General features: G+C 70.0%; 18 protein-coding genes. 6 read left to right on the forward strand and 12 right to left on the reverse strand.

The genetic code is table 11. From position 1 onward, the window contains the following. Window positions 1–85: 85 nt before the first annotated feature. Window positions 86–1,321 (reverse strand): nitrate/nitrite transporter, encoded by a 1,236-nt coding sequence (locus ACGFW5_RS28070; protein WP_393837088.1) that lies wholly within the window; start codon window positions 1,319–1,321, stop codon window positions 86–88. A gap of 332 nt (window positions 1,322–1,653) precedes the next feature. Between ACGFW5_RS28070 and ACGFW5_RS28075 the strand changes: the two genes are divergently transcribed. Next, window positions 1,654–2,355 (forward strand): N-acyl homoserine lactonase family protein, encoded by a 702-nt coding sequence (locus tag ACGFW5_RS28075; RefSeq protein WP_393837169.1) that lies wholly within the window; start codon window positions 1,654–1,656, stop codon window positions 2,353–2,355. 137 nt (window positions 2,356–2,492) lie between these two features. Here the strand turns inward: ACGFW5_RS28075 and ACGFW5_RS28080 are convergent, their stop codons facing one another. Together ACGFW5_RS28080 and ACGFW5_RS28085 are read right to left on the reverse strand one after the other, a co-directional pair. Next, a complete protein-coding gene (locus ACGFW5_RS28080; protein WP_393837089.1) occupies window positions 2,493–3,188 on the reverse strand; it encodes a DUF899 domain-containing protein in 696 nt (231 codons plus the stop codon). Window positions 3,189–3,345: 157 nt separating this feature from the next. Beyond that, on the reverse strand, window positions 3,346–4,479 hold the full coding sequence (locus tag ACGFW5_RS28085; protein WP_393837090.1) for an FAD-dependent monooxygenase: 1,134 nt from the start codon (window positions 4,477–4,479) through the stop codon (window positions 3,346–3,348). A 723-nt stretch (window positions 4,480–5,202) separates the two neighbouring features. Here ACGFW5_RS28085 and ACGFW5_RS28090 point away from each other — a divergent pair. The 3 genes from ACGFW5_RS28090 to ACGFW5_RS28100 all read left to right on the forward strand — a co-directional run bounded on the left by ACGFW5_RS28090 (window position 5,203) and on the right by ACGFW5_RS28100 (window position 9,067). Then, window positions 5,203–7,332, forward strand: a complete 2,130-nt coding sequence (locus ACGFW5_RS28090) for a TrkA C-terminal domain-containing protein (RefSeq protein ID WP_393837091.1) — start codon at window positions 5,203–5,205, stop codon at window positions 7,330–7,332. Window positions 7,333–7,496: 164 nt separating this feature from the next. Continuing rightward, complete coding sequence (locus tag ACGFW5_RS28095) at window positions 7,497–8,138, forward strand: beta-glucanase (protein ID WP_393837170.1); 642 nt, start codon at window positions 7,497–7,499, stop codon at window positions 8,136–8,138. A 482-nt stretch (window positions 8,139–8,620) separates the two neighbouring features. Next, entirely contained in the window at window positions 8,621–9,067 is a 447-nt protein-coding gene (locus ACGFW5_RS28100; RefSeq protein WP_393837092.1) for a transglycosylase SLT domain-containing protein, read from the forward strand. A gap of 97 nt (window positions 9,068–9,164) precedes the next feature. On the opposite strand, the gene ACGFW5_RS28105 is transcribed toward ACGFW5_RS28100, so the two are convergent. Further along, window positions 9,165–9,830, reverse strand: a complete 666-nt coding sequence (locus ACGFW5_RS28105) for a hypothetical protein (RefSeq protein WP_393837093.1) — start codon at window positions 9,828–9,830, stop codon at window positions 9,165–9,167. Between the two features lie 275 nt (window positions 9,831–10,105). Then, entirely contained in the window at window positions 10,106–11,494 is a 1,389-nt protein-coding gene (locus ACGFW5_RS28110) for an HNH endonuclease (RefSeq protein ID WP_393837094.1), read from the reverse strand. A 788-nt stretch (window positions 11,495–12,282) separates the two neighbouring features. Between ACGFW5_RS28110 and ACGFW5_RS28115 the strand changes: the two genes are divergently transcribed. Together ACGFW5_RS28115 and ACGFW5_RS28120 are read left to right on the forward strand one after the other, a co-directional pair. After that, a complete protein-coding gene (locus ACGFW5_RS28115; protein WP_393837095.1) occupies window positions 12,283–12,504 on the forward strand; it encodes a DUF6243 family protein in 222 nt (73 codons plus the stop codon). Window positions 12,505–12,663: 159 nt separating this feature from the next. Then, the gene (locus tag ACGFW5_RS28120; RefSeq protein ID WP_393837096.1) at window positions 12,664–14,337 is read left to right on the forward strand and encodes an IS1182 family transposase; all 1,674 of its coding nucleotides are present in this window, start codon (window positions 12,664–12,666) and stop codon (window positions 14,335–14,337) included. 71 nt (window positions 14,338–14,408) lie between these two features. Here ACGFW5_RS28120 and ACGFW5_RS28125 read toward each other — a convergent pair whose 3' ends face one another. The 7 genes from ACGFW5_RS28125 to ACGFW5_RS28155 all read right to left on the reverse strand — a co-directional run bounded on the left by ACGFW5_RS28125 (window position 14,409) and on the right by ACGFW5_RS28155 (window position 23,410). Then, complete coding sequence (locus ACGFW5_RS28125) at window positions 14,409–15,629, reverse strand: metallophosphoesterase (RefSeq protein WP_393837097.1); 1,221 nt, start codon at window positions 15,627–15,629, stop codon at window positions 14,409–14,411. 270 nt (window positions 15,630–15,899) lie between these two features. After that, window positions 15,900–16,790, reverse strand: coding sequence for a uracil-DNA glycosylase (locus ACGFW5_RS28130; protein ID WP_393837098.1), 891 nt, complete (start codon window positions 16,788–16,790; stop codon window positions 15,900–15,902). 258 nt (window positions 16,791–17,048) lie between these two features. Next, window positions 17,049–18,572: an aldehyde dehydrogenase family protein gene (locus ACGFW5_RS28135; protein ID WP_393837099.1), complete on the reverse strand. Its 1,524-nt coding sequence runs from the start codon at window positions 18,570–18,572 to the stop codon at window positions 17,049–17,051. A 221-nt stretch (window positions 18,573–18,793) separates the two neighbouring features. Further along, on the reverse strand, window positions 18,794–20,122 hold the full coding sequence (locus ACGFW5_RS28140) for a GAF domain-containing protein (protein WP_393837100.1): 1,329 nt from the start codon (window positions 20,120–20,122) through the stop codon (window positions 18,794–18,796). 164 nt (window positions 20,123–20,286) lie between these two features. Further along, complete coding sequence (locus ACGFW5_RS28145) at window positions 20,287–20,862, reverse strand: N-acetylmuramoyl-L-alanine amidase (RefSeq protein ID WP_393837101.1); 576 nt, start codon at window positions 20,860–20,862, stop codon at window positions 20,287–20,289. A 17-nt stretch (window positions 20,863–20,879) separates the two neighbouring features. Further along, window positions 20,880–21,908, reverse strand: coding sequence for an acetamidase/formamidase family protein (locus tag ACGFW5_RS28150; protein WP_393837102.1), 1,029 nt, complete (start codon window positions 21,906–21,908; stop codon window positions 20,880–20,882). Further along, on the reverse strand, window positions 21,905–23,410 hold the full coding sequence (locus ACGFW5_RS28155; protein ID WP_393837103.1) for an APC family permease: 1,506 nt from the start codon (window positions 23,408–23,410) through the stop codon (window positions 21,905–21,907). The genes ACGFW5_RS28150 and ACGFW5_RS28155 overlap by 4 nt, the downstream gene beginning before the upstream one ends. Between the last annotated feature and the right edge of the window lie 46 nt (window positions 23,411–23,456).

Consider the following 23,456-nt stretch of genomic DNA (forward strand, 5'->3'; position numbering starts at 1 on the left):
GCTCCGCTATCACGACGTTCCGGCGCCTTGCGATGCACCGCACCAGGCGCCGCACCCTGACCGACCCTGATCCACCAGACACCCCCTAGCCGGCCCGCTCGACGTGACCGACGGCCCGCTCGTCCGGTCGGGCCTCGGCTGAGGGGGAACTGCTCGTGCGCATCCGGGCGAACGCGTACACACAGCCGGCGAGCGCCAGGTCGGACAGCAGCATGAAGCCGATCGAGTACGAGGCCTTCGCGCTGTAGATCGCGCCCATGACCAGCGGCGGTACGAATCCGCCGAGACCGCCCGTCGCTCCCACGATGCCGGTCACGCTGCCCACCTGCGGCTGTGGTGTCACCTGCGAGACAAGGGCGAAGACGCTGCCGCTGGCCGTTCCGAGGCCGGCGCCCATGCACAGCAGCGCGATGGTACCGCCGGGGTACAGCGGAGGGTCGAAGGCCTGCACGATGGCGAGCAGCGCGACGGCGGCGAGCGCCGCAGCGGTGACGACGGCGGGGTGCACACGGTCCGAGAGCCAGCCGCCGACCGGGCGGAAGACGACCGTGGCCAGCGCGAACCCCGCGGCCTTGGACCCCGCGTCGGTCGGCGAAAGCGCGTACCAGGTCTTGAGGTACGTCGGCAGGTACACGCCGAACGCGACGATCCCGCCGAAGCCGATCGCGTACAGCGCGGACAGTTCCCACGTCACCCGCAGCCGTCCCGCCCGACCGAGCCGCGTTCCCAGCGTCGCCGTGGGGACGGGCCGGTCCGGGCGGTCGGTGATCAGCAGGGCCGCGAGGACGGCGTACCCGGCGAGGGCGATCGCCACGACGAGGAAGGGCACGTGATAGCCGTGCTCGGCGATCCGCGGGGTGAGATACCCGGAGAGGGCCACGCCGCCCATGCCCATGCCGAACACGCCCAGCGCGAACCCCCGTTTGTGCGGCGGGAACCAGGAGTTGACCAGGGGGATGCCGATCGCGAAGGTCGTGCCGCCGAGCCCCAGCAGGAAGCCCACCACCAGCATCAGGCCGTAACTGTCGCGCGCGGGGATCAGCAGGAGCACGGGCACGATGGTCGACGCGGACATCAGCGGGAACATCAGCTTGGCTCCGTAGCGGTCGGTCAGCGCGCCCACCGGAATCCGGCCGAGCGACCCGACGAGCACCGGGACCGCGACGAGCAACGACTGCTGGAGCGAACTGAGATGCAGCCGGTCCTTGTAGTCTCCGGCCAGCGGCGCGATCAGATCCCACGCCCAGAACGTGAGCGTGAACCCGACCGTCGCCAGCACCAGGTTCCGGTACGCCGCGGCGGAGGGCTTCGAGGTGTCCACGCCCTCAGTCAAGGGGCCCGACCGTGCGGCGGCGCGCCGGATGAGCCGTACGGTGTACGCCCCAGGCCGCCACGGCATCACGGTACGCAGAGGTGGCCGGGGCCGCGCGCCGCGACGCGGAACCCGCTACGACGCCGGGCCGGTCAGGACGCGCCGGATCAGCTCTCGGCGGACGACATGGACAGCCGCGCCTGCCCCGGACCACGATCGACGGTGGGAACACACGGGCTGTGGGACGTGGGCTCCGGAAGCAGGCGATGGGGGCATGGGCGATGGGGACGCAGGCGATGGGGGCACGGGTGACGGGGACGCAGGCGATGGGGACGCAGGCGATGGGGACGCAGACGTCAGTACGCAGGCTCGACCTGGGGTACTTCATCCGCCCCGCATCGGAGACCGGCGGCCCGGAGCCGCGCCCCGAGCCGGCGCTCGCCTACCTCGTACGCCACGATCGGGGGCTGCTCCTCTTCGACACCGGCATGGGCGAGGGCTCTCCCGAGACCGACGCGCACTACCGGCCCCGGCGCCGTTCGCTGCGGGGCGCCCTCGCGGCCGCCGGAGTCACGCCCGAGGACATCTCCCTCGTCGTGAACTGCCATCTGCACTTCGACCACTGCGGCGGCAACCCCCTGCTGGCCGGCACCCCGGTCCTGGTGCAGAGCACAGAGCTGGCGACGGCGATGCGGGGCGATTACACGATCGACCGGCTCGTCGACTTTCCCGGAGCCCGATACGAGGAATTGACCGGCGAGGCGGAGATCTGGCCCGGCGTGTGGATCGTCCCCACCCCGGGGCACACCGAGGGCCACCAGTCCCTGATCGTCCGTCGCGACGCGGGTTCCGTCGTCCTCGCCGGACAGGCGTACGACACCGCATCCGCGTTCGCCTCGGCCGAGCTGGCAGCCCGAGCCGTACGCGAGGGGGAGAAACAGCCCCTTCCCTCCTTCCCCGGGTGGCTCCGGCGGCTCATGGACTTCGATCCGCGCCGCGTGCTGTTCGCCCACGACTGCTCCGTGTGGGAACCGGCCGAGTGACCGGTGCACAGCCGATGTCGACTCCTGGGCCCCCCAACGCCGGTGAGAATGACCGCCGTTGGGGACCCGGCGCTAGCCGGTTGTGCCGCTGCTCGGCCCGCCACGGGGCAGCGCCGCGGGCCTCAGCTGTTCTGGCCTCAGCTGTTCTGTGCGGCCGGTCCGTAGAGGGCGGCGATGGCGTCCGAGCGCGTCCACCGGCTGTAGGTGGGTGACTGGGGCCAGCCCTTGGGAGAGTCCTGCCACTCCTCCTGGCGTCCGTAGGGCAGCAGGTCGATGAGGGCGAAGGTGTGGCTCAGCTGCTCGGTGCCCCGGCCGGTGGTGTGCCAGGTGCGGTAGACGGTGTCCCCGTCGCGCAGGAACACGTTGACCGCGAAACCCCCGCCGGGTGGAGCGCCGACGTCGGTGCCGAACGAACTGTTCGCGGTGGAGTACCAGCTCATCTTGTTCCCGACCCGCCGTTTGTACGCCAGGGCCTCCTCGATCGGGCCCTGGGTGACGATCACGAACCGGGCGTCGTAGGCATCCAGGAAGTCCAGCCTGGTGAACTGCGAGGTGTACCCGGTACACCCCGGGCACTGCCACTCCTCGCCGGGGAACCACATGTGGTTGTAGACGATCAGCTGGGTCTTGTCGCCGAAGACGTCCGCGAGGGACACAGGTCCCTCCTCGCCTTCGAGGGTGTAGTCGGGCATCTCGACCATCGGCATCCTGCGGCGCTCGGCGGCAATGGCATCGAGCTGCCGGGTGGCGGCCTTCTCGCGCACGCGCAGCTCGTCCAGCTGCCGCTGCCAGGTCTCGGCGTCGACGACGGGCGGTAGGGCCTGGGCGGTCATGGGCTCCTCCAAGGTTCACGGCACGGCACGGGACTCATCAGGGCAGACCGTGCCGGGAGCCCGAACTCATCGCCCGCAGGAAAATCGCCCGCAGGGAAATCGCCCCCAGGAAAACTGCGGGCGCGAACCCCCGGCGCCCGGGCCGCTCGCGCCGGTGTCAGCCCAGGCGGGGGTAGTGCGGGAGGGCGATGGAGTGGGCGGCGCGGGCGAGGTCGTCCGCCGTGCGCTCGCTGCCGTCGGACCTGTGCTGGGCCAGGCGCTGGTTGGTGTGGACGTAATCCCGCATCACGTCCTGGTAGCGCGAGAAGGCCGCGCGGTGGTCGTCACGGCTGTTCGCGAGTTCGCCCGCCAGGACGTACGCGCCGACCAGAGCGAGGCTCGTACCCTGGCCGGATCGCGGCGAAGCACAGTACCCCGCGTCGCCGACGAGCCCCACGCGCCCCTTCGACCAGTGGTCCAGGTGGATCTGGCTCATCGAGTCGAAATGGAAGTCGGGCGCGTCCCACATGCTCGCCAGGAGCCGGGGCGTCTCCCAGCCGACATCGGCGAACCGCTCGGCGAGAAGCGTCTTCTGCCGGTCGACGTCCCGGTGGTCGAAGTCGAGTTTCGGCGACCCGAACAGCAGCATCGCCCGCGCCTCGGTGTTCCGCCGGGCGCTGTAGACGCCGACCAGCGCGTCACCAGTGGTGTGGTACGTCTGCCAGCGGTCGAGATCGAGGAAGTTCTCCACGCTGAAGACCGCGAGATAACTGCCGAGGAAGTGCAGGAACTTAGCCTCCGGTCCGAAGACCAGCCCGCGCACGTGGGAATGCAGGCCGTCCGCGCCGATCACGAGGTCGAAACTACGCGGCGGCCCGTTCCGGAAGCGGACGTCGACGCAGTCGTCGTCCTGCTCGATGGAGGTGATGACATCGCCGAACAAGAACTCCGCGCCGTAGTGACTCGCGTCGAACAGCAGGGTCGTCAGGTCGTCCCGCATGATTTCGACGTCGTCGTTGTCTATCAGCCCGCCGGTCAGCGTGGCCTCGGTGGACCTCGACAACTCCGCACCCCGGCCGTCCACATAGGCCATCCCCCGCATGTCGGTCGAGGCCGCCCGGATCTTGTCGAGCAGACCCATCCGCTCGACGACGGGTAACGCGGAGCCCCGGATGTCGATGGCCTGTCCGCCCCGGCGCAGACCGGGCGCCCGCTCCACCACGGTGGGCTGGAATCCGGCCTGTTGCAACCAGTAGGCCAGCGTCAGCCCCGCCACACTCGCTCCGGAAATCAGTACGTTCATGGTGCGCATGGCCATCTCCCAGTACTCCGATGGGTGTTCCGGTGACTGACTCGACCGCGTCACGTGCCCGTGTTCCACGTTCCGTTTCCCCCCGAGTTCCGCGGACTCGTCGCGTCACGTCACGTCACGTCGAGTCTTGACGTGCGACAACGCGGAGGCAATGCACAGATCGGCAAGCAATAGTTCCATTCAGGGCAAACATCCGGGCCAGCGGCCCGCCGAGCCCGCCGACGGCCCCGAGCCCGCCGACGGCCCCGAGCCCGCCGACGGCCCAGGGCCCGTCGCTGGAGGGCGAGCAGCACCGCGAGGAGCGTTCCTCCGATGAAGGTGGCGAACCACTGCCACGAGCCCTGGGCGAGCGCGAAGGTGAGCACCCGCACGTGGCCTGTCCTGTGGCGGAAGGTCCCAGCATCCGTCGCGGCGCCCCAAGCGGCCCGGACACCATGCTCGTCGGGCCTGACACCCACCCGAGCGGCGCACGGTGCCGTGGGCGCAGGGCGCGTCCCGGGCGATCTCTTCCGTGCGGAGGCCGCGCTGTTCACACCTGCGGGTGAGGGCAACTCATACGTCCGGGTGAGGAGAGCCGATTTCGGTGCCCCCGTGACCGATCCTCTCTACCGTGAGTGACAAGGTGACCGTCGGCCGACTGCTCGCGTGTCTCATGCTGGAGGGTGCGTGGTGCAGTACCTAGCGTCTCTCTGGAGGCGCCTGCAATACCGGTTCGACAATCTGGTGTCGCGCAGCACCTCCGCACTCATCGGTTGGTTCACGCTCATCTGCCTGGTCGCCGTCGTTCCGATCAGCGTGCTGCTGGTGCGGACGGACCGCCGCCCGCCCGCCACGCTCACCGGGCAGCTGGTCGCGGTGTGGGTCAGTGTCGGGCAGACGCTGAAGATCGGGGGCGCGGTCGGTCCGCCCCTGTACGTGCTGGCGTCCGTGCTGCTCGCGCTGGTCGCGCTGTTGTTCGTGTCGACGCTGGTCAGTCTGATCACCACGGGGATCAACCGACGGATCCTGGAACTGCGGCTGGGTCACTCCACGGTCCTGGAGGTGGGGCACACCGTCGTCCTGGGCTGGTCCGACCAGATCTTTCCCGTCGTCACGGAACTGGTGTCGGCCAACTCCAATCAGCCGAGAGCGGCCGTCGCCGTCCTGGCGCCGAAGGACAAGGTGGAGATGGAGGAGGCGATCAGCGCCCGGATCACCACCACCGGCACCACGACCATCGTCTGCCGCAACGGCTGCACCACCGATCCGGCGGTCCTCGCGCGGGTCAGCCCCCAGACCGCCAAGGCTGTGCTCGTCCTGCCTCCGGGTACGGATGACGGTGACGCGCAGGTGGTGAAGACGCTGCTGGCCCTCAACGCGTCGGCACTGGGCGCCGCGGCAGGAAGCGGCGACGCCCGTGCGCATGCCCGTACGCGTGCGGGCAGGGGCGGCAGGCCGGATGCCGGGCTGGAACACCGCTCCGGAGCCGGAGCCGGGGCCGATGCGGGGGCCGGTAGTGACACCAGCGGTGACGGCGGCGCCGGGCCCAGCCACCTCGGCGAAAGCGACGCCGCCCACGCCGGCGCCCGTGACGGTGCGGGTACCGACGGCCGCGCGCGTGATGGTGTCGGTACCGACGGTCGCGCCCGTACGGGCGTCAATACCGACGCGGCCGTCGTGGTCGCCGCCGTCCGGGACACCCGCAACCACCTCACCGCCACCCTGGCCGCCGGGCCGCGCGGACGCGTCCTGGCCATCGACGACATCATCGCCCGCCTTCTGGTGCAGACCGCTCGCCAGCCCGGCCTCTCGCTCGTGTACCAGGAGTTACTGGATTTCGCGGGCGACGAGTTCTACGCCGTTCCCGCCGACGCGCTGGTCGGCCGGACGTTCGGGGACGCGCTGCTGGCGTTCACGACCTCCTCGGTGGTCGGCCTGCTGCGGTCCGACGAGTCGGTCGTCCTCAATCCGGATGCCGCAACGACGATCGCGCCGGGCGACCGGATCATCGTCATCACCCGCGACGACGACACGGCCGTACTGGAGGACGCCACACCGTTCGTCGACGAGGGCGCCATCGCCACGGCCGCCCCCCGGGCCGCCGCCTCCGAGCGGCTGCTCCTGCTCGGCTGGAACCGCCGTGCCCCGCTCATCGTCGGACAGCTGGCCTCCTACGCGAGTCCCGGGACCACACTGGACATCGTGGCTCCCGGGGACGACTCGACGATGCGCCGCGCCTACGACTCGGCCGCCGAACAGGGGCCGCTCGCGGTGACCTTGCGCTGTGCGGACACCACCAACCCGGCGGTGCTCAACGCGCTGGACGTGTCGTCCTTCGACAGCGTGATCGTGATCGCCGACCCGGGGCACGCACAGGCCGACGGCCTCGACGCCGGCCAGGTGAGGCCGGACGCGGACGACAGGACGCTGGTCACGCTGCTGCATCTGCGGGCGATCGAGGAGGCCACGGGCCGGGAGATCCCGCTCACCACGGAGATGTGCGACGACCGCAACCGGTTGCTCGCACCGGCACGCGAGGGCGCCGACTTCATCGTCAGCGGACGTCTCATCAGCCTCCTCATGTGCCAGATCTCGGAGAGCCCCTACCTGGCCGTTCTCTTCGACGACCTGTTCACCGCCGAGGGGAACGAGCTGTACCTGAGGCCCGCCACCGACTATGTGCGGCCGGGAGTCGAGGTCACGTTCGCCACCGTCGTCGCCTCGGCACGGCGCCGCAAGGAGTGCGCCGTCGGATACCGGCTGCGCGCGCAGTCCGCACTCAGCCCCTCCTACGGAGTCCGGCTCAACCCCGACAAGGGACGGTCCGTGCGCCTGACGGCCCAGGACTGGGTGATCGTGATCGCGACGGCCTGAGACCGTCAGGACCGTGGTCAACTCGCCGCCAAATCACCCGTGGAGGGATATTGGGGCACGTAGGTGGGCAGCATGGACTGGTGCTCTCCCATGCTCTCGCCTGGTGCCGCGCCCATCTGCCTCGTCCGCGCTTCGCGCGCCGCCCCTCGGCGGACGACGGCCCGATCGTGTTCACCGCGGACTTCGCGTCGCAGACGCAGTGGGTCGCGGGCCGTTCGTCGGCGTATCCGGACGGCGGTCCGGTCAACCCCGGTGACAACAAACTGGATTACCTGGTCGACGATCCGCGGTACACCCGCGGCGGCGTCTTCAGGGCGACCCCGAACCCCAACGGCACATGGAACACAGGCCTGTTGACCACCGAGGGCAGCACCGAGGGGTTCATGGTCCGCGCCGGGGACGTGCTGGAGGCGACCGTGCGGCTGCCTGTCCAGGTGGGGGCGTGGCCCGCCATCTGGACCTGGCGGGACGGCGGTCAGGAGATCGACGTCTTCGAGTACCACCCGGACAACCCCGACCTCCTCGAACTGACCAACCACGTGAGGGGCGGCCAGGACTACTTCCGGAGTCCCGCCGTCGCACCTGGCTCGTTGCTCGACCTGCGGGTCCGTTTCGGAGCCCGGTCCGTGACCTGGTGGGTGAACGGGGTGCGCGTGTTCGGGGACCGCGCGGGGGTGGGGCGCGACTGGCAGGCGTATCTGATCGTGAACCTGTCCGTCAGCGCGGGCCGTTTCCACCCGCAACCCCCGCCGGGCGTGACGGAGCTGTCCTTCGAAGTGCCTTCACTGCGGATCCGGCGCCGCTGAGCAGCGCGTGCGGGCACAGGCGGATAAGCGCTCCCGGGCCATCGAGCCGACTGGGGGCCTTCGGGTCGGGTGCTCGGGCCGTCCGGATCCCTTGACTTCGGGGGCGATCCGGCTCCTGGAACACCACCATCAAAGGGTATGAAGCGTAACAATGCGTCACTTTCGGGCATATCGGTCGTGAGGCGGCCCACAGGACCCACGTCACATACGGCCCTGCCTAGTAGCGCCGATCGGTGTACGACCCCGCGCACCTGCGCCTCCTACCTGCGATGATGCGCGCTGCCCCGCGGGGGCCACAGGTCCTTCGCTGCGAAAGCCGCTAGTAAGAGGGGGGCATTGCCAGGCCGCCGGGGGATCGGTAGAACTGGATGAGTCGCCAAGCGGCACGGGTGCTTTCACCCACGGGTGCTTGCCCCAAGGGCGCTTGCCCGCCGCAGACGAAACCCTCCACTTCCTGCGAGTGGTTCATGCATGTCCCCGGCATGCCGCGACCATCCCTGTCCCCTTCGGAAGGCTTTTTCGTGTCCAACGCCGTCATCCGCCGCATCGCCGCTTCCAAGAAGACCCTCGCGGGCACTGTCGTCGCCGTGGGTGTCGCCGGTTCCCTGTTCGCCACGGTTCCCGCCCAGGCGGCGGCCCCGGTGAACGCCAAGGCGATCGCCCAGCAGATGATCAAGGACCCGGCGCAGTTCGCGGCCTTCAACAAGATCGTCTCGCGTGAGAGCGGCTGGAACCACACCGCCACGAACTCCTCCTCGGGCGCCTACGGCCTCGTCCAGGCCCTGCCGGCGTCGAAGATGGCCTCCGCCGGTGCGGACTGGAAGACCAACCCCGCCACGCAGATCAAGTGGGGCCTGGACTACATGAACTCCCGCTACGGCAGCCCGGTCGGCGCCTGGAACTTCTGGCAGGCCCACCACTGGTACTGAGCCACCAGCGGGTAACAGACAGACGAAACGCTCGGCGGGCACCGTCCCCGCCGAGCGTTTCGGCGTCCCCAGCAGGGGACGGCAGCGGACGCCGGCCTCAGTGCTGCGGGACCGGCGAGCACGCGGGCGCACGCCGGGCGGCGCTGCGGTAGACGGAGATGCCCAGAGCCAGCATCCAGTAGCTGAAGATGGCGCCCATCAGGGCGGTGGTGCCCCAGCCGTTCGCCGCGTAGAAGTGTGCGGGGGTGCGGCCGAAGAAGAGAGACGGCACGAAGGCCAGATTGATCCCCGCCAGGACGAAGGCGGAGCGGCTGGTCCAGCGCGGCAGCAGCCGCGTCCGGGCGATCGCGAAGCCCACGGCGGTCAGGAACAGGGCCAGCATGAGGCGGCCGATCGTTCCGTAGAGGATGTACGTGCCGCTGACCGTGACGGTCGGGTCGATCGGGTGGTCGACGGCGATGACCGCGCCTGCCTCAAGCCCGCTGGAGACCAGGGTGATCGTCGAGTACACGAGCCCGGCGGCGAAGGCCATCGTGCCGACCCATTCGCAGCCGGGGTTCACGCGCCTGACCAGTTCCCGGAACGCCGTCACGAAGACGATGAGGAAGGCCAGCGCGAGGATTCCGATCAGCAGCCTGGCGAGGACGTTGGAGTCCGGTGGGGGGCCGGAGTAGATGAAGTACAACGGTACTTCGACGATGAAGGCGGCTGCGGCGGCGATGCCGGCGACGCCCGTCAGGCGCCTGGCGTCGAACTCGTTCATGTGTCCCCCCGGGGTCCGAGTACTGAGTCCCGCGTTGCTGCGGCGAGGTGAATTCTGCTGCTCGCCGCGCTCCCCGTCGGTGGGTCTGGACACCGAACAATGGTGTCCCTGCCAACACCCCGGCCGTACGTCGCGGCCGCCGCCTTCCCCGCCGGGGTGCGTGCCTTCGCGCCACGCGAGGAGGCCCACGGAAGGCACCCGGTTCTACGACTTGCTGCGCTTGCGGTGGCGGGACGACGACGCCGACCCCGAGCAGGTACGCAGGCCGAGTCGCACTAGTGAAGGTTGCTGGGGCCCGGTGCCGCGGTCCGAATGCTCCATTGCTCCCGGTGGAAGCGTACATATTCCAGATTGATGTAATGCCACGGATGAACGGTGAGTGCTCGGAGTTCCTGATCGGTAATGGTGTCTATCACCGTCAACTCGTCGCTGATGACCAGCGCGCCATGATCAAAACGAACATGACAATTGGCGCACAGGCACAGGAGGTTTTCGACGACGTCAGGTCCTGGCGCGGATCCCTTCAAGGGCTGGATGTGGGCTGCTTCGGTGTACGTGCGTTCCGGGGACGGCAGCAACATGGTCTCGCCGCACATCTGACAGCTGTGATACCAGGTCTTGATGCGCTTCACGACGGATGAATCGCGTGACTTGCGGACCGTATCCCGCGTGCGAATTCTGGTCCGCCAACTCTCGCCAAGAGGTGGGGTTTCCGACGTTTCTGTCTCCGTGATGCCAAATATTGCCTCATCCATTTTCGCTGTGAGGGCGCGAGCTGTGAGCTCAGGAACCTGCAGCAGCGCGAGGGTGTCGAGGCATGCCCGGCGGACGAGAGACCAGGCGGCGTCCACGTGCGCACCCTGGATGTGGTTCATTTCGATCGCCGCCAGTGTCCCCGCGATCCGCAACAGATGGTCGCGGTATCGCAGCACGAAGGAGCGACCCAGGCCGGGCAACGCCGTACGCGCCGCCTGCCCGGCGAGGCGCAACGCGAAGATCTTTTCGTCGGCGGCCGCGGTGCATGTCAGGACGGGTCGATGTCGGAACGCCCATCTGTAGGCAGTGGCGAGAGCATGCGGCCACTTCGCATCGTCAGGGGGGACATGCGAGCGCACTTGCCATGCCGTCGTGGGAACGGGGTGCCGGACAAAGTGCAGCGCACGAGAGAAGGTGGCCGCATTGTCCTCCTCGAATCGTTGCCACTCGCCGACAGACAGTTCCCAAAGCACGCCGACTTGGGGAGGGGGCTCGGCAGGTGCGGAGTGACTCCAGTGCGTGGGAAGGAAGTAGTGGTCACCGTCCCAGGCTTGGCGGACAGGGCCTTCCAGCAATGGAGAGATCGGCGATGGCCGCTGGCGTCCGCGTCCAAATGGGCTGCCTGTCAGCAGCACCGCGCCGGTGCCGTGGCCGGCGCGATGAGCTCTGTGGGCAGCCAGCAGCGCGGAGCCGAACGCGCGGTCGCTGTGCACATCGCGTCGTTCGGTGAGCGGAGCCAACTCCTTGCAGTCCAACGCATCGGACAACCGGGCGGAGGGCGTCTGGGCTGCTACGAAAGAGGTCCAGACCGAGAGCGGGGACTCCGGCCAGTAGGCGAGTTTGGCGGCGGGAGCGATCGCAGTTGACCACCAGCACACTGCGGCCGCGTACAAATCCTCGGGTTCCACACCAACGTCCGGAGCCCGGTCCCGAGCCATGTCTCCCAGTGGCCCTCGCAACAACACGGAATCCACGTCTCTCCCAAGCCTGCTGTAACGGTCCTCTTCTCATTTTGCGGCCCAACGATCGCTCCACCGCCCCCCCGACACCGGCCCCCAGGTCATGCCGTCGACAGAGGAGGCACGGCCATACCGGGCCCGGAGGCCGGCGGCCCCATAAGCAGGACCGCGAAAAGATGATGGAGGTATCGGCTGTCGACCGACGGCGCAGGCCGCCTCCGCTTACGCGTAGGTGTCCTCAGTTGTGTGCGGCGGCGTCGCCCGAGACCGTTCCGTTCACATGGTGCGGCGGACAAAGGACGTCTCGTGGCGGCGTCGGCGCGTCGGCCCCGGGTGCCGTACACGGGGCGGGACGACTGCGCGTACGCCGGTCGGGCGCGCAGGGTCCGTGAGGGGGCAGCCCGGCCGATTCCTCCTTCGTCAGGGTCCTGGCGCGGATCCCTCCCGCCTGAGGGTCCCCTCAATCGGGTGGGCGCCCCGTGATGTGAAAGGGCATGGTTCGTGTGCTGGGCGGCAGGAACGATCGATCCCGGGCGTTTGCGGAGGAGCCGGTGTCGGGTCGCCGGAGAATTTGGTGGGCGGGGCCGACGGAACCGGGTACCGTCTTGGACATGTTCTTCCAGACGCCGATTTACGAGTGAGCGCGTGACGGGCCCGCGCTGACGTCCTTCGACCTCGCCGCGCCCGTACCCCACCGATGAATCCGTAGATCACTGCACATCATTACCGGAGCACTCGTGACCGTGAGCAAGAACATCAACAACCCCGTGGGCATGGGCGGCGGCCAGCGCAAGAGGCTGTCGCGCGCCGAGCGGCAGAACAACGGTCCGCACCGCAACCTCGACCGCCAGAGTGCCGCCGACCAGAAGGCGGAGCTGGTGCGCAAGATGCGTGAGAAGACCGGCGCAGCCGACGACGACGCCGCGCAGACCGGCGACGACGACACCGCACAGAGCTGAGCTGACACACCCCGCCGCTCGCAGGGCGGCACCGCACGAGGCAGGGCCCGGACCGCGACGCGCGGACGCTGTTGGTTAATTCGGGCCCGTGCGTGACGTCGGCTCCCGAGACCCGGTTGTGGTCTTGGGAGCCGACGTTGTCGTATGGGGTGGGTGTCGATGTCTGTGCAGCCGAAGGGGCCGGGGGAGATTCCGGCGGAGACGGTGCGGGTGGCGCGGGCGGCGTTCCCGAAGGGGAGCCTGGCGATCCGGGTGCGGGACGAGTTGGGGCCGTTGTTCACCGATGAGGAGTTCGCGGATCTCTTCCCGGCCCGGGGCAGGCCTGCCTGGTCACCGGGGCGTCTGGCGATGGTGCTGGTGTTGCAGTTCGTCGAGGGGCTCACCGACCGGCAGGCCGCCGAGGCGGTGCGGGCGAGGATCGACTTCAAATACGCCCTCGCGCTGGAACTGGCTGATCCGGGCTTTGACTTCTCGGTGCTGTCGGAGTTCCGGGACCGTCTCGTCGAAGCGGAGGCGGGCCGGCGGGTGCTGGACGGCATCCTGGCCGCGGCCCGGGAGAAGGGGCTGCTCAAGACCGCCGGCCGGGCCCGCACCGACTCCACGCATGTGCAGTCCGCGGCACGGGAGCTGTGCTGGTTGGAGATGGTCGCGGAAACGCTACGTTCGGCGTTGAACACGCTCGCACAGGCTGCCCCGGACTGGCTGGCGGAGATCGCCGAACCCGACTGGTTCCGGCACTATGCCACCCGGGCCGAGGACTCCCGGTTTCCCAAGGCCCACACGAGGCGGGAGGAGGTCGGCCGGCGGATCGGGACGGACGGGACGCGGCTGCTTGAGGCCGTCTTCTCGCCCCAGGCACCGGCCGGTCTGCGGGAGCTGGGGCAGGTGAAGATCCTGCGACAGATGTGGGTCCAGCACTTCCACCGAGTCGGGGGCGAGGTGAGGCGGCGGGACCCAAAAGACCGCCCGCCAGGCGCGAAGCGCCTGGTCACGCCCTATGACCCCGAAGCCAGGGGCAGCAAAAAACGCGACATCCTCTGGGACGGATACAAGACCCATCTGACCGAGACCTGTGAGCCGGACATCCCGAATTTGATCACGAACGTGGCCACAACCGTCGCTACCGTCCCCGACAGCGTGATGAGCGAGAAGATCCACGATGGCCTGGCCGAACGGGACTGCCTGCCCGGCGAGCACTGGGTCGACACCGGATATGCCACGGCCGCCCAGATCGCGGCCGCCCGGCGTGAGCACGGCATCGAGCTGCACGGACCGCTGCAAGCGGTCACCGTCACCCAGGCGAAGAACGGCAGGGGCTACGACCAGGACGCCTTCACCATCGACTGGAACCAGCAGCAGGTGACCTGCCCGAACGGAGCCATCAGCACGCAGTGGGCTCTGCGCAGTTCTCAGCAGCAGCTTCCGGTGATCCGGGTCAGATTCTCCCCGGCCGACTGCCGCCACTGCCCCGCGCTGCGTGACTGCGTCAGCTCACCCAGGGCCGAACGCAGGGAACTCACCCTGCGGCAACACGACGAGCACCAGGCCCTGGCGCAGACCCGTGCTCTCCAGCAGACCGAGGAGTGGAAAGACCGCTACAAGATCCGCGCCGGCGTCGAAGGCACCATCTCCCAAGGGGTCGGGCGCTGCGGCCTGCGCAGATCCCGCTACCGGGGCCTGGCGAAGACCAGCCTCCAGCACCAGCTCACCGGCGCCGCCATCAACCTCGCCCGCATCGACGCCCACCTCACCGACACCCCACGAGCTCGCACCCGCACCAGCCACTTCGCAACACTTCGCCCCGCCGACCAACCGGTCGACGGGGCGAAGTAGCAAGCCGGGCCCGAATTAACCAACAGCGTCCGCGACGCGCGGCCCGGGCCCTGCCGGATCAGTGCCCCGTGTCAGACCGGGGCGGGCAGGTTCGGGGAGCGGAGTACCAGCAAGGTGATCTCGCTGGGCGCGAAGACACGGAACGGCGGGCCCCAGAAGCCGGTGCCGCGGCTGGTGTAGAGGAGGGTGCGAGCGCCGTGGCGGCTGAGGCCGGCGAGGGTGGGCTGGTCGATCCCGACCAGATGGTGGAAGGGCCAGATCTGGCCGCCGTGGGTGTGGCCCGAGAGCTGGAGGTCGACGCCTTCGGCTGCCGCCCGGTCGACGAACTTGGGCTGGTGTGCCAGGAGCAGGACGGGCAGGTCGGGGTCGGCGCCGTTCAAGGCTCCGGCGAGATGGGCGCGGTGACCTGCCAGGCCGGAGGACTCGGCGGTGACATCGTCCACACCGGCGACCACCAGGGAGTCACCGCCGCGTTCGAGCAGCAGATGGCGGTTGCGCAGCGGCTCCCAGCCCAGCTCGTCCATCAGGTCCACCCAGCCCTGGGCCTCGGTGTAGTACTCGTGGTTGCCGGTGACGTACACACGGGCCCGGGTCGCCCGCACCGTACCGAGGGGGACGGCCTGGGCGCGGCGGCGTTCGGCCGTGCCGTCCGCGATGTCACCGGTGTGGCAGACCAGGTCGGCTTCCAGCGCGTTGACCGCCTCGCAGACCCGCGTGGACCAGCCCGCGCGATCGAGGGGGCCGTAGTGGGTGTCGGTGATGAGGACGACGCGGGTGCCGTCCAACCCGGCGCCCAGCCGGGGCAGTTGTATGTCGAGTCGGCGCACGCGTGGCACGCGGCGGGCCTCGGCGTACCCCCAGGCGAGCAGGACGGCGGTGACGCCGAGGACGGCCCACGTGACGATGCGGGCCCGGTCCTGTCCTTGGCCGACGCCGGCCACGGTCAGGGCGAGCCGCACGACGATCCCGATCAGAACGGACCACGTGAACAGGACCCAGCTGACGCCCAGCAGGGTGTCACCGATGACCGCCGCCCGGTCCTGCTGACGTCGGCCATGGCCGCGCACCATCGCCAGCGGCATGCCGATGAGACCGAGGACGAACAGGGCGGTGGCGGCCGCAGCGACGGACAGCGGCCAATGCTGGCCGCTGTACAGGAGCACCCAACAGGGCACGCTCCACAGCAGGAGGGGAGCGATCACGGGGAGGGCGCGCATCAGCCGGCGCAGCCGACTCTGCCGCGGCGCTCGCGCCGCACCCTCGGCGGACCGGATGTTGCTGGTGTCGGCCACGGTTCCCTCCCCGGACAGGCTGCCGTCTCGCGCACTGTATCCGGTCGCCCTCGGACCGACCCGACCGCCCTGTCCGCCCCCGATGTGAGGGCCGCTCCGGTCGCCCTCAGCCCGACCGGACCGGCATCCGCCCCCGATGTGCGGGCCGCTCCGGTCGCCCTCGGCCCGACCCGACCGCCCTGTCCGCCCCCCGATGTGCGGGCCCTCGGCGCGATGACAAAGAGCTCGGCCGGTGACATGTCTCCAACCGACCCACGCTGTCCCGCCCAGCTACGGCGCCGGCGGACGGTCAAGGGGTTTGGGCCCCGGCCCGGGACGGGATGCGTTGGGCTGCCCGTTCAGGCCCGCGAGGGCCGAGGCCTGTTGGAGCAGGCCGATGAGCATGGGGGAGGTCAGGCGTCCCGTGAACGTGTTGCGCTGGCTGGGGTGGTAGCAGCCGATCACATGGAGTTCGCTGTCCGCGGACCGGCCGTCGTTTTCGTCCCGGCGCCCTCCGGTCGGCCCCTCGGCAGCCGGATCCGCACGTCGCAGCGTCACCACGGTGCCGTGCGCGAACCGGGGCCGGGGGCGCGGCAGTTGCCAGCCGGCGTCGGCGAGCACGGGCAGGAGTGTCTGCCAGCCGAAGCCCCCCAGGACGACGATCGCGCGAGGGTTCAGCAGCGTGATTTCGGCCGCCAGCCACGGTCGGCACGTGTCCCGCTCCGCAGGTGTCGGCTTGTTCTCGGGAGGAGCGCAGTGCACCGGGGAGGTCACCCGCACCCCGTACAGTTCAAGGCCGTCGTCGGCCGTGGTCGCGGTGGGCTGAGAGGCCAGGCCCACCGCGTGCAGGGCCGCGAAGAGGAAGTCGCCCGATGCGTCGCCGGTGAACATACGGCCCGTTCGGTTGCCGCCGTGAGCGGCCGGAGCGAGCCCGACCACCGCCAGTGGGGCATCGGGCGGACCGAATCCCGGCACCGGCCTGCCCCAGTACTCCCACTCCTGGAAGCCCGCCCTTTTCGTCGCGGCGACCTTCTCGCGCCAGGCGACCAGCCGGGGACAGGCCCGGCATCCGGTCAGGCGGCCGTCCAACTCGCTGATCTCGCCGCAACGCGCCGCGTGGAATGCGGGAAAGCCGCGATCTTCGGCGGGGGGCTGCGAACCTTCAGTGCCGACCTCGTCCATACGCCCACGCTACCGGTGCGTTCCCGCCCCGGCGGCCGGCGACAGGTGGCCAGGCGCGCTGGTAGAGGCAGAGCCGTACCAGTGGTGTGATGTCGGGCGGTCGGGTTTTCCAGAACCGGGCCGGCAACCGCGTGGAAGCGGAACAGGTGGCCTGGTTCTGGACGGCGCCGGGCAGCGGACCGACCGCCTCATCGAGGAATCCATCATGGAGCCTGACGGGGAAAGCCCAGGTCAGAAGCTGTATCTGGGGGCGGGCCCCTAGAAGAACCCGAGCTTCTTCGGCGAGTACGACACCAACACGTTCTTCGTCTGCTGGTAGTGCTCCAGCATCATCTTGTGGTTCTCGCGTCCGATCCCCGACTGTTTGTAGCCGCCGAACGCGGCGCCCGCCGGGTAGGCGTGGTAGCAGTTGGTCCAGACTCGGCCCGCCTGGATGGCGCGGCCCGCTCGGTAGGCGGTGTTCATGTCGCGGGTCCATACGCCCGCGCCGAGGCCGTACAGGGTGTCGTTCGCGGTCGCCATCGCGTCGTCGAAGTCGGTGAACGACGTCACCGCCACCACGGGGCCGAAGATCTCCTCCTGGAAGATCCGCATGCGGTTGTCGCCCTCGAAGATGGTCGGCTGGACGTAGTAACCGCCCGCCAACTCGCCCTCGTAGGTAATCTGTTGGCCACCCGTCAGGACCTTCGCGCCTTCCTGCTGGCCTATGTCCAGGTAGGAGAGGATCTTCTGGAGCTGGTCGTCGGAGGCCTGCGCGCCGATCATGGTGGTGGTGTCCAGGGGATGGCCCGGGACGATGTGTTCCGTGCGGGCGATGGCCGCCTCCAGGAACTCGCCGTAGTGGCCGCGCTGGATCAGGGCGCGCGACGGGCAGGTGCAGACCTCGCCCTGGTTGAGGGCGAACATCGTGAAGCCTTCGAGTGCCTTGTCGCGGAAGTCGTCGTCCTTCGCCCACACGTCGTCGAAGAACAGGTTGGGGGACTTGCCGCCCAGTTCGAGGGTGACGGGCTTGATGTTCTCCGACGCGTACTGCATGATCAGCCGCCCCGTCGTGGTCTCCCCCGTGAACGCGATCTTCGCGACGCGCGGGCTCGACGCGAGTGGCTTGCCGGCCTCCACCCCGAAGCCGTTGACCACGTTCACCACGCCCGGGGGCAAAAGATCACCGATCAGGCCCAGCAGTACGTGGATCGACGCGGGCGTCTGCTCGGCGGGCTTGAGCACCACCGCGTTGCCGGCCGCCAGCGCCGGGGCCAGCTTCCACACCGCCATCAGGATCGGGAAGTTCCACGGGATGATCTGACCGACCACGCCGAGCGGTTCGTGGAAGTGGTAGGCGATGGTGTCCTCGTCGACCTCGCCGACCGAACCCTCCTGGGCCCGCAACGCCCCGGCGAAGTACCGGAAGTGGTCGATGGCCAGCGGGATGTCGGCGGCCAGCGTCTCGCGCACGGGTTTGCCGTTCTCCCAGCTCTCCGCGACCGCCAGCATCTCCAGCTGGGCCTCCATCCGGTCCGCGATCTTGAGCAGGATGTTCGCGCGGGCCTCCGGTGACGTCCGGCCCCAGGCGGGCGCGGCCGCGTGGGCCGCGTCCAGCGCGCACTCGACGTCCTCGGCGGTGCCTCGGGCGATCTCGGTGAAGGGACGGCCGTTCACGGGACTCGGATTCTCAAAATACTGGCCGCGTCGCGGCGGCACGTACGCGCCGCCGATCCAGTGGTCGTAGCGGGACTGGAACGAGACGAGCGCACCCTCGCTGCCGGGCGTTGCGTAACGGGTCATCTTCGTGGCCTCCCTCTGCCGCACCGCCCGCCCCTGGACGGCGCTCGGCGGGCAGACTAGGGGGTGTCTGGTGGATCAGGGTCGGTCAGGGTGCGGCGCCTGGTGCGGTGCATCGCAAGGCGCCGGAACGTCGTGATAGCGGAGCTATCGGGGCGTTTCGGCAACGCCGCGAGGTGCCGTGCCAGGCGCCGCACCCCCGGCCATGATCCACCAGACACCCCCTAGGCGCGGTGAGGTTGCGGTCCCGTTGCGAGTCCCTGTTCCGCCGACAGGGCGGCCAACCGGGCCCGGGGCGCTGCCTGTTGACCTGCGGGGAGCGCGGCAGTCAGGGCGTGCCACACCGCCAGGTCGTCCTCGCCCCACGGGCTGTACGCCCAGTCGGACAGGAGCACCGGATCGGCCCGCGCGATGAGTGCGGCCCGCAGCTGGTCGGCGAGGCAGCGCCGCAGGCGAGTCACTTCGGGCGCCTGCGAGCCCGGCAGGAGCGGCCCGCCGTACACGTTCATCGCGGCGGTCACCGCGCCCGAACCGAGCCGCCGGGACACCGTGTCGAAGTCCGCCTCCACGGGCGCGGTCAGGCGGTAGGGACGCGAGGACAGTACGTCCGGCCCCAACAGCCGTCGCAGCCGCGACAGTTCGGCCCGCAGTGTCACGGGTCTCACCGCCTCGTCCTCGTACAGGGCCATCAGCAGTCCGTCGCCGCTCAGTCCCTCGGGATGCCGGGCGAGCACGACCAGGATCTCGCTGTGGCGGGGGCTCAGGCGCAGCCGGCGGCGCTCGGTGACGAGCAGCGCCTCGGACGTGCCGAGGGCGCTGAGCCGGATCGCCGCACGGGCCGGGGGCGGAGCGAGCAGTGCCAGTTCGGCCTCGGCGGCCCGCGCGACGGCCTGGACGAAGCCGAGACTGTGCGGATGGGCGAGCCCGTCGCCGCCGGTGAGGTCCACCGCGCCGAGCAGCCGTCCCGTGCGCGGATCGTGTACGGGTGCGGCGGCGCAGGTCCATGCCTGCACCGGGCGGCGGAAGTGCTCCGTGGCGAAGACCTGGACCGGTCGGTCCTCGGCCAGTGCGGTGCCGGGCGCGTTGGTGCCCACCGCGGACTCGGCCCAGCGGGCACCGGGCACGAAGTTCATCCGTGCGGCCGCGCGCCGGGTCGCGGGGTGCCCCTCGACCCACAGCAGCCGCCCCTGCGCGTCGCACACGGCCGCCAGATGCTCGCCGTCGCCGGTGTAGGCGTCGGTCAGCTCCCGTACGACCGGCATGACACGGGCCAGCGGATGGCTGTCGCGGCAGGCGGACAGCTCCTCCTCGTCGAGCTCCACCCGCGCCGCGCCGTCCGGGCTGACCCGGGCCCTGGCCGAACGGCGCCAGGACGACGCCACGAGCGGCCGCACCGGACGTACCAGCCGTCCCTCAGCCGTGAACTGCTCGTGAGCCGACTGGAGTTGGCCACGCCGCTCGGCCGGGTCGGCCCCCGCCTCAAGGGCCACCCAGGACTCGTCCCGTCCGTCCGTCAACGCGGCCTCCCCGCACACCGAATGGGCCGCCCCCATCGTCGTCGCCGTACCTCCACCCGGCAAGGAGTCCGCGGGCGGAGGCTGTGGCCGGCGTGTACGCCCCAGCGTGGCGCCCGGGGTCCGCCGCCGCACGATGCGCCTTACCCGGCAGGCCCCGGCAGGCCCCGGCAGGCGTGAACGTGCGCCCAACCCCCAAGCTGTCAGGCGAAGTTGACGAGACGGATGTACCGTACCCAGTCCCACTGCGGGCCGGGGTCGGTGTGGTCGGTGCCGGGGATCTGGTAGTGGCCCAGGATGTGCTCGCGGTCCTTGGGGATGCCGTGCCGGTCGCAGATCGACGCCGTGAGCGCCGCGGACTGCTCGTACAGGGCGTTGGTGAAGTAGGCGGGCTGGTCGACCCACCCCTCGTGCTCGATGCCGATGCTGCGGGTGTTGTAGTCCCAGTTACCGGCGTGCCAGGCGATGTCGTGCTCCCGGACCATCTGCGCGATGTAGCCGTCGGCGGAGCGCGTCACATAGTGCGCGGACACCTTCTTCGCCGGGTTCTGGAAGATGTTGATGGTGTTCGACCAGGTCTCCTGGGTGACATGGATGACGACGAAGTCGATCGGGTAAGCCGTAGGCCTGGTCGACGCCGTGTAGTTCGACGTCGACGCGGGCATCCAGTGCGCCCGCGGATAGTCGGTGGTGCCGTCCGCGGCGGCCTCCTTCGCAGGGAACAGCAGACCGGCGGCGGCCGAGGCGGCCACCCCCTGGAGGATTCTTCTTCGGTTCATCGGATCCCACCTGTGAACTAGGAGGAGAGCGGGGCGAGTTGGGCGGCGCGCTCCCGCAGATGGCGGTGCAGTCCCCGGTGCGGTTCGCCCTGGCGGGGCAGCCACGCTTTGCGGATCTTGGCGACACAGGTGTAGTTGGTGTCGCAGACATTGGCAAGCGGGGCCTCACCCGCCTGGCTCACGAGCTGGTAGGCGTCCAGGGCGGACAGGCCGTAGTCGCGCTCCAGCCAGCGGACCAGGTCCAACTGCGAAATGCGGAAGGCGTCTTCGAGGGGGCGCGCCGAGCCCGTCGACATGATGTGCGTGTCCGACTCGATGCGCGGCGAGGGCGTCACGACGCCCTTGAGGAGTTCGACCACGACGACCGTGTTCATGGCGCATTCGACAGCCACCCCGCAGGTCTCGCCCTCGCCCTGACGGGCGTGCCCGTCGCCCAGGCTGAACAGGGCGCCCTCCACATTCACCCCGAGGTAGCAGGTGACGCCCGCCCGCATCTCGGGGGTGTCCATGTTTCCGCCATGGGCGTCCGGTACGAGGGCGGAGCGCACCTCCAGGTTGGCCGGTGCCACCCCGACCGTGCCGTGCATCGGATCCATCGGCAGCTCGACTTCGATGTCGCTCTCGCGGGCCCGGAACAGGCAGGTCCCGCGCGCCCGGTCGAGCTCCCACATCCACACCGTTTCCGGCAGCGGCGGCTGGAGCGTGGCCGTGAGGTGCGTGGAGGTGAGGGCGCCGAACAGCGGGACGGTCGTCGACGCCGCCCAGTCCCGGGCCGGCCGGATCGACACGAAGTGCACGGCGAGCGTGTCGCCGGGCTCGGCGCCCTCCACGTGGAAGGGCCCCGTCTGCGGATTGAGGAAGGGAAACGCGCAGACACGCGAGACCAGATCGCGTTCGGAGCGCACCCGTCCGGCGAAACAGTCCTCGGTGTACACATCGAGGACGGTGCCGGGTGCCACGCGGGCGACCGGTGGCGCGCCGCCGAACGTCCAGGCGTACTCGTTCTCCTTCGGCCGTACCGTCAACACCCGTGCGTCGTCGCTCATCCCCGTACCGCTCCTGTCGTGTCGTGGTCCTCATCGGGTTCGGCATCGGGTTCGGCGAGGTGGACGCGGCCCATCCGCGCCAGTCGCTCGGGGTGGCGGCGCGCCAGCACCACCAGGACGACGACCCCGGCCGCCATCCACGCCCCGACGACGGGACCCGCGTACGACACCGGTGGCGAGAGCTCGGCGACGAAGGAGAACGCCGGGATTCCCGCCGCGGTCAGCAGGGCCGGGACGAACGCGGCGATCCCGAGCGCCGGGAACAGCATGTGCCGTACGGGCCTGAACAGGTCGCGGCGCCGCCGCAGGAAGTATCCGGCGCAGGCGAGGTCGGCCACGATGTACACGCCGATGATCACGGTGACGATGACGGTGGCGAGCAGGGCGAATGCCGTCACAGGACCGTAGGGGAGGCCGAGCCCCAGCATCGCGGCCACCGCCACCACGCACTGCACGGCGACGCCCGTCACGGGGGAGCGGCGGCGGGGATGGAGCCGGGCGAAGGCGCGCGGGAAGACCCCGGCCCGGCCGAGCGCGAAGGCCGTACGCGTCGAGACGGTGGAGCAGGCGTTGGCGTTGGCGAGGGTCGAGTTGACCACGGCGAGGAACAGGACCACCCACAAGAGCCCGAACGAAGCCCGTGCCACGCCTTCCCACGACGCTTCGCCGGACGCCCCGAACCCCGCGAACCGGCCGGGGCCGAAGTAGACCGCCATCGCGTACGTGGTCAGGACGTACACCGCTCCGATGGACAGGGCCGCTCCCAAGACCGCCCGGCGCATCGTGCGCCGCGGATCCTTGGCCTCCTCGGCGAGCGGGGCCGCCGCCTCGAACCCGGCGAAGGCGAGCACCGTATAGACCGAACCGGCGAAGACACCGCCGATTGCGCCGTAGCCCGGCGCCGTATGGGTAGTTCCGAACACGGAAAGGGTGTTGTCGGAACCGGCTGCCACGATCAGCAGGACGGAGAACGCCACGAACACCAGCACCTCGAAGACGCCGAGCACCGTCCCGAAACGCGCCGATGCCCGCACACCGAAGAACCCCGCGGCGGCGATGATCACCGCGCCCGCCAGCGACCACGGCCACCACAGATCAGCCGGACAGGAGGGCCACTGCTGGTGCAGGGCGGCCGCCGTGGTGAAGCCCAGCTGAAGCAGCAGCAGCGGCGGCACCAGCGCTTCGACGAAGACGTAACCCCAGCCGACGAGGAAGCCGACCGCCGGGTGCAGACCCTGCGCGCCGTAGGTGGCGACCGAACCGGCGGACGGCAACCGCTGTGCGAGTTCGGCCACGCACGACGCGGTGAACAGGCACGCCACGAGCGCCACCAGGACCGACAGCGGCAGGCTGCCGCCCGCGAACGCGGCGCCCGCCGGAATGGACGCCGCGACACCGGCCGCCGGTGCCATCGCCGTGACGCTCTGGAAGAGGACATCGCGCAGGCCCACCGCATCGCGGGCGAGCCCGGCGTCCGCGTCCGTACGGGTTTCCCCCGCCACAGTCGGCTCCCTCGGTCGGCCAACAGGCAAGCGTCTCGCGGGAGTT

The sequence above is a fragment of the Streptomyces sp. NPDC048416 genome (assembly GCF_043200435.1).
In the GTDB taxonomy this organism is placed as follows: domain Bacteria; phylum Actinomycetota; class Actinomycetes; order Streptomycetales; family Streptomycetaceae; genus Streptomyces.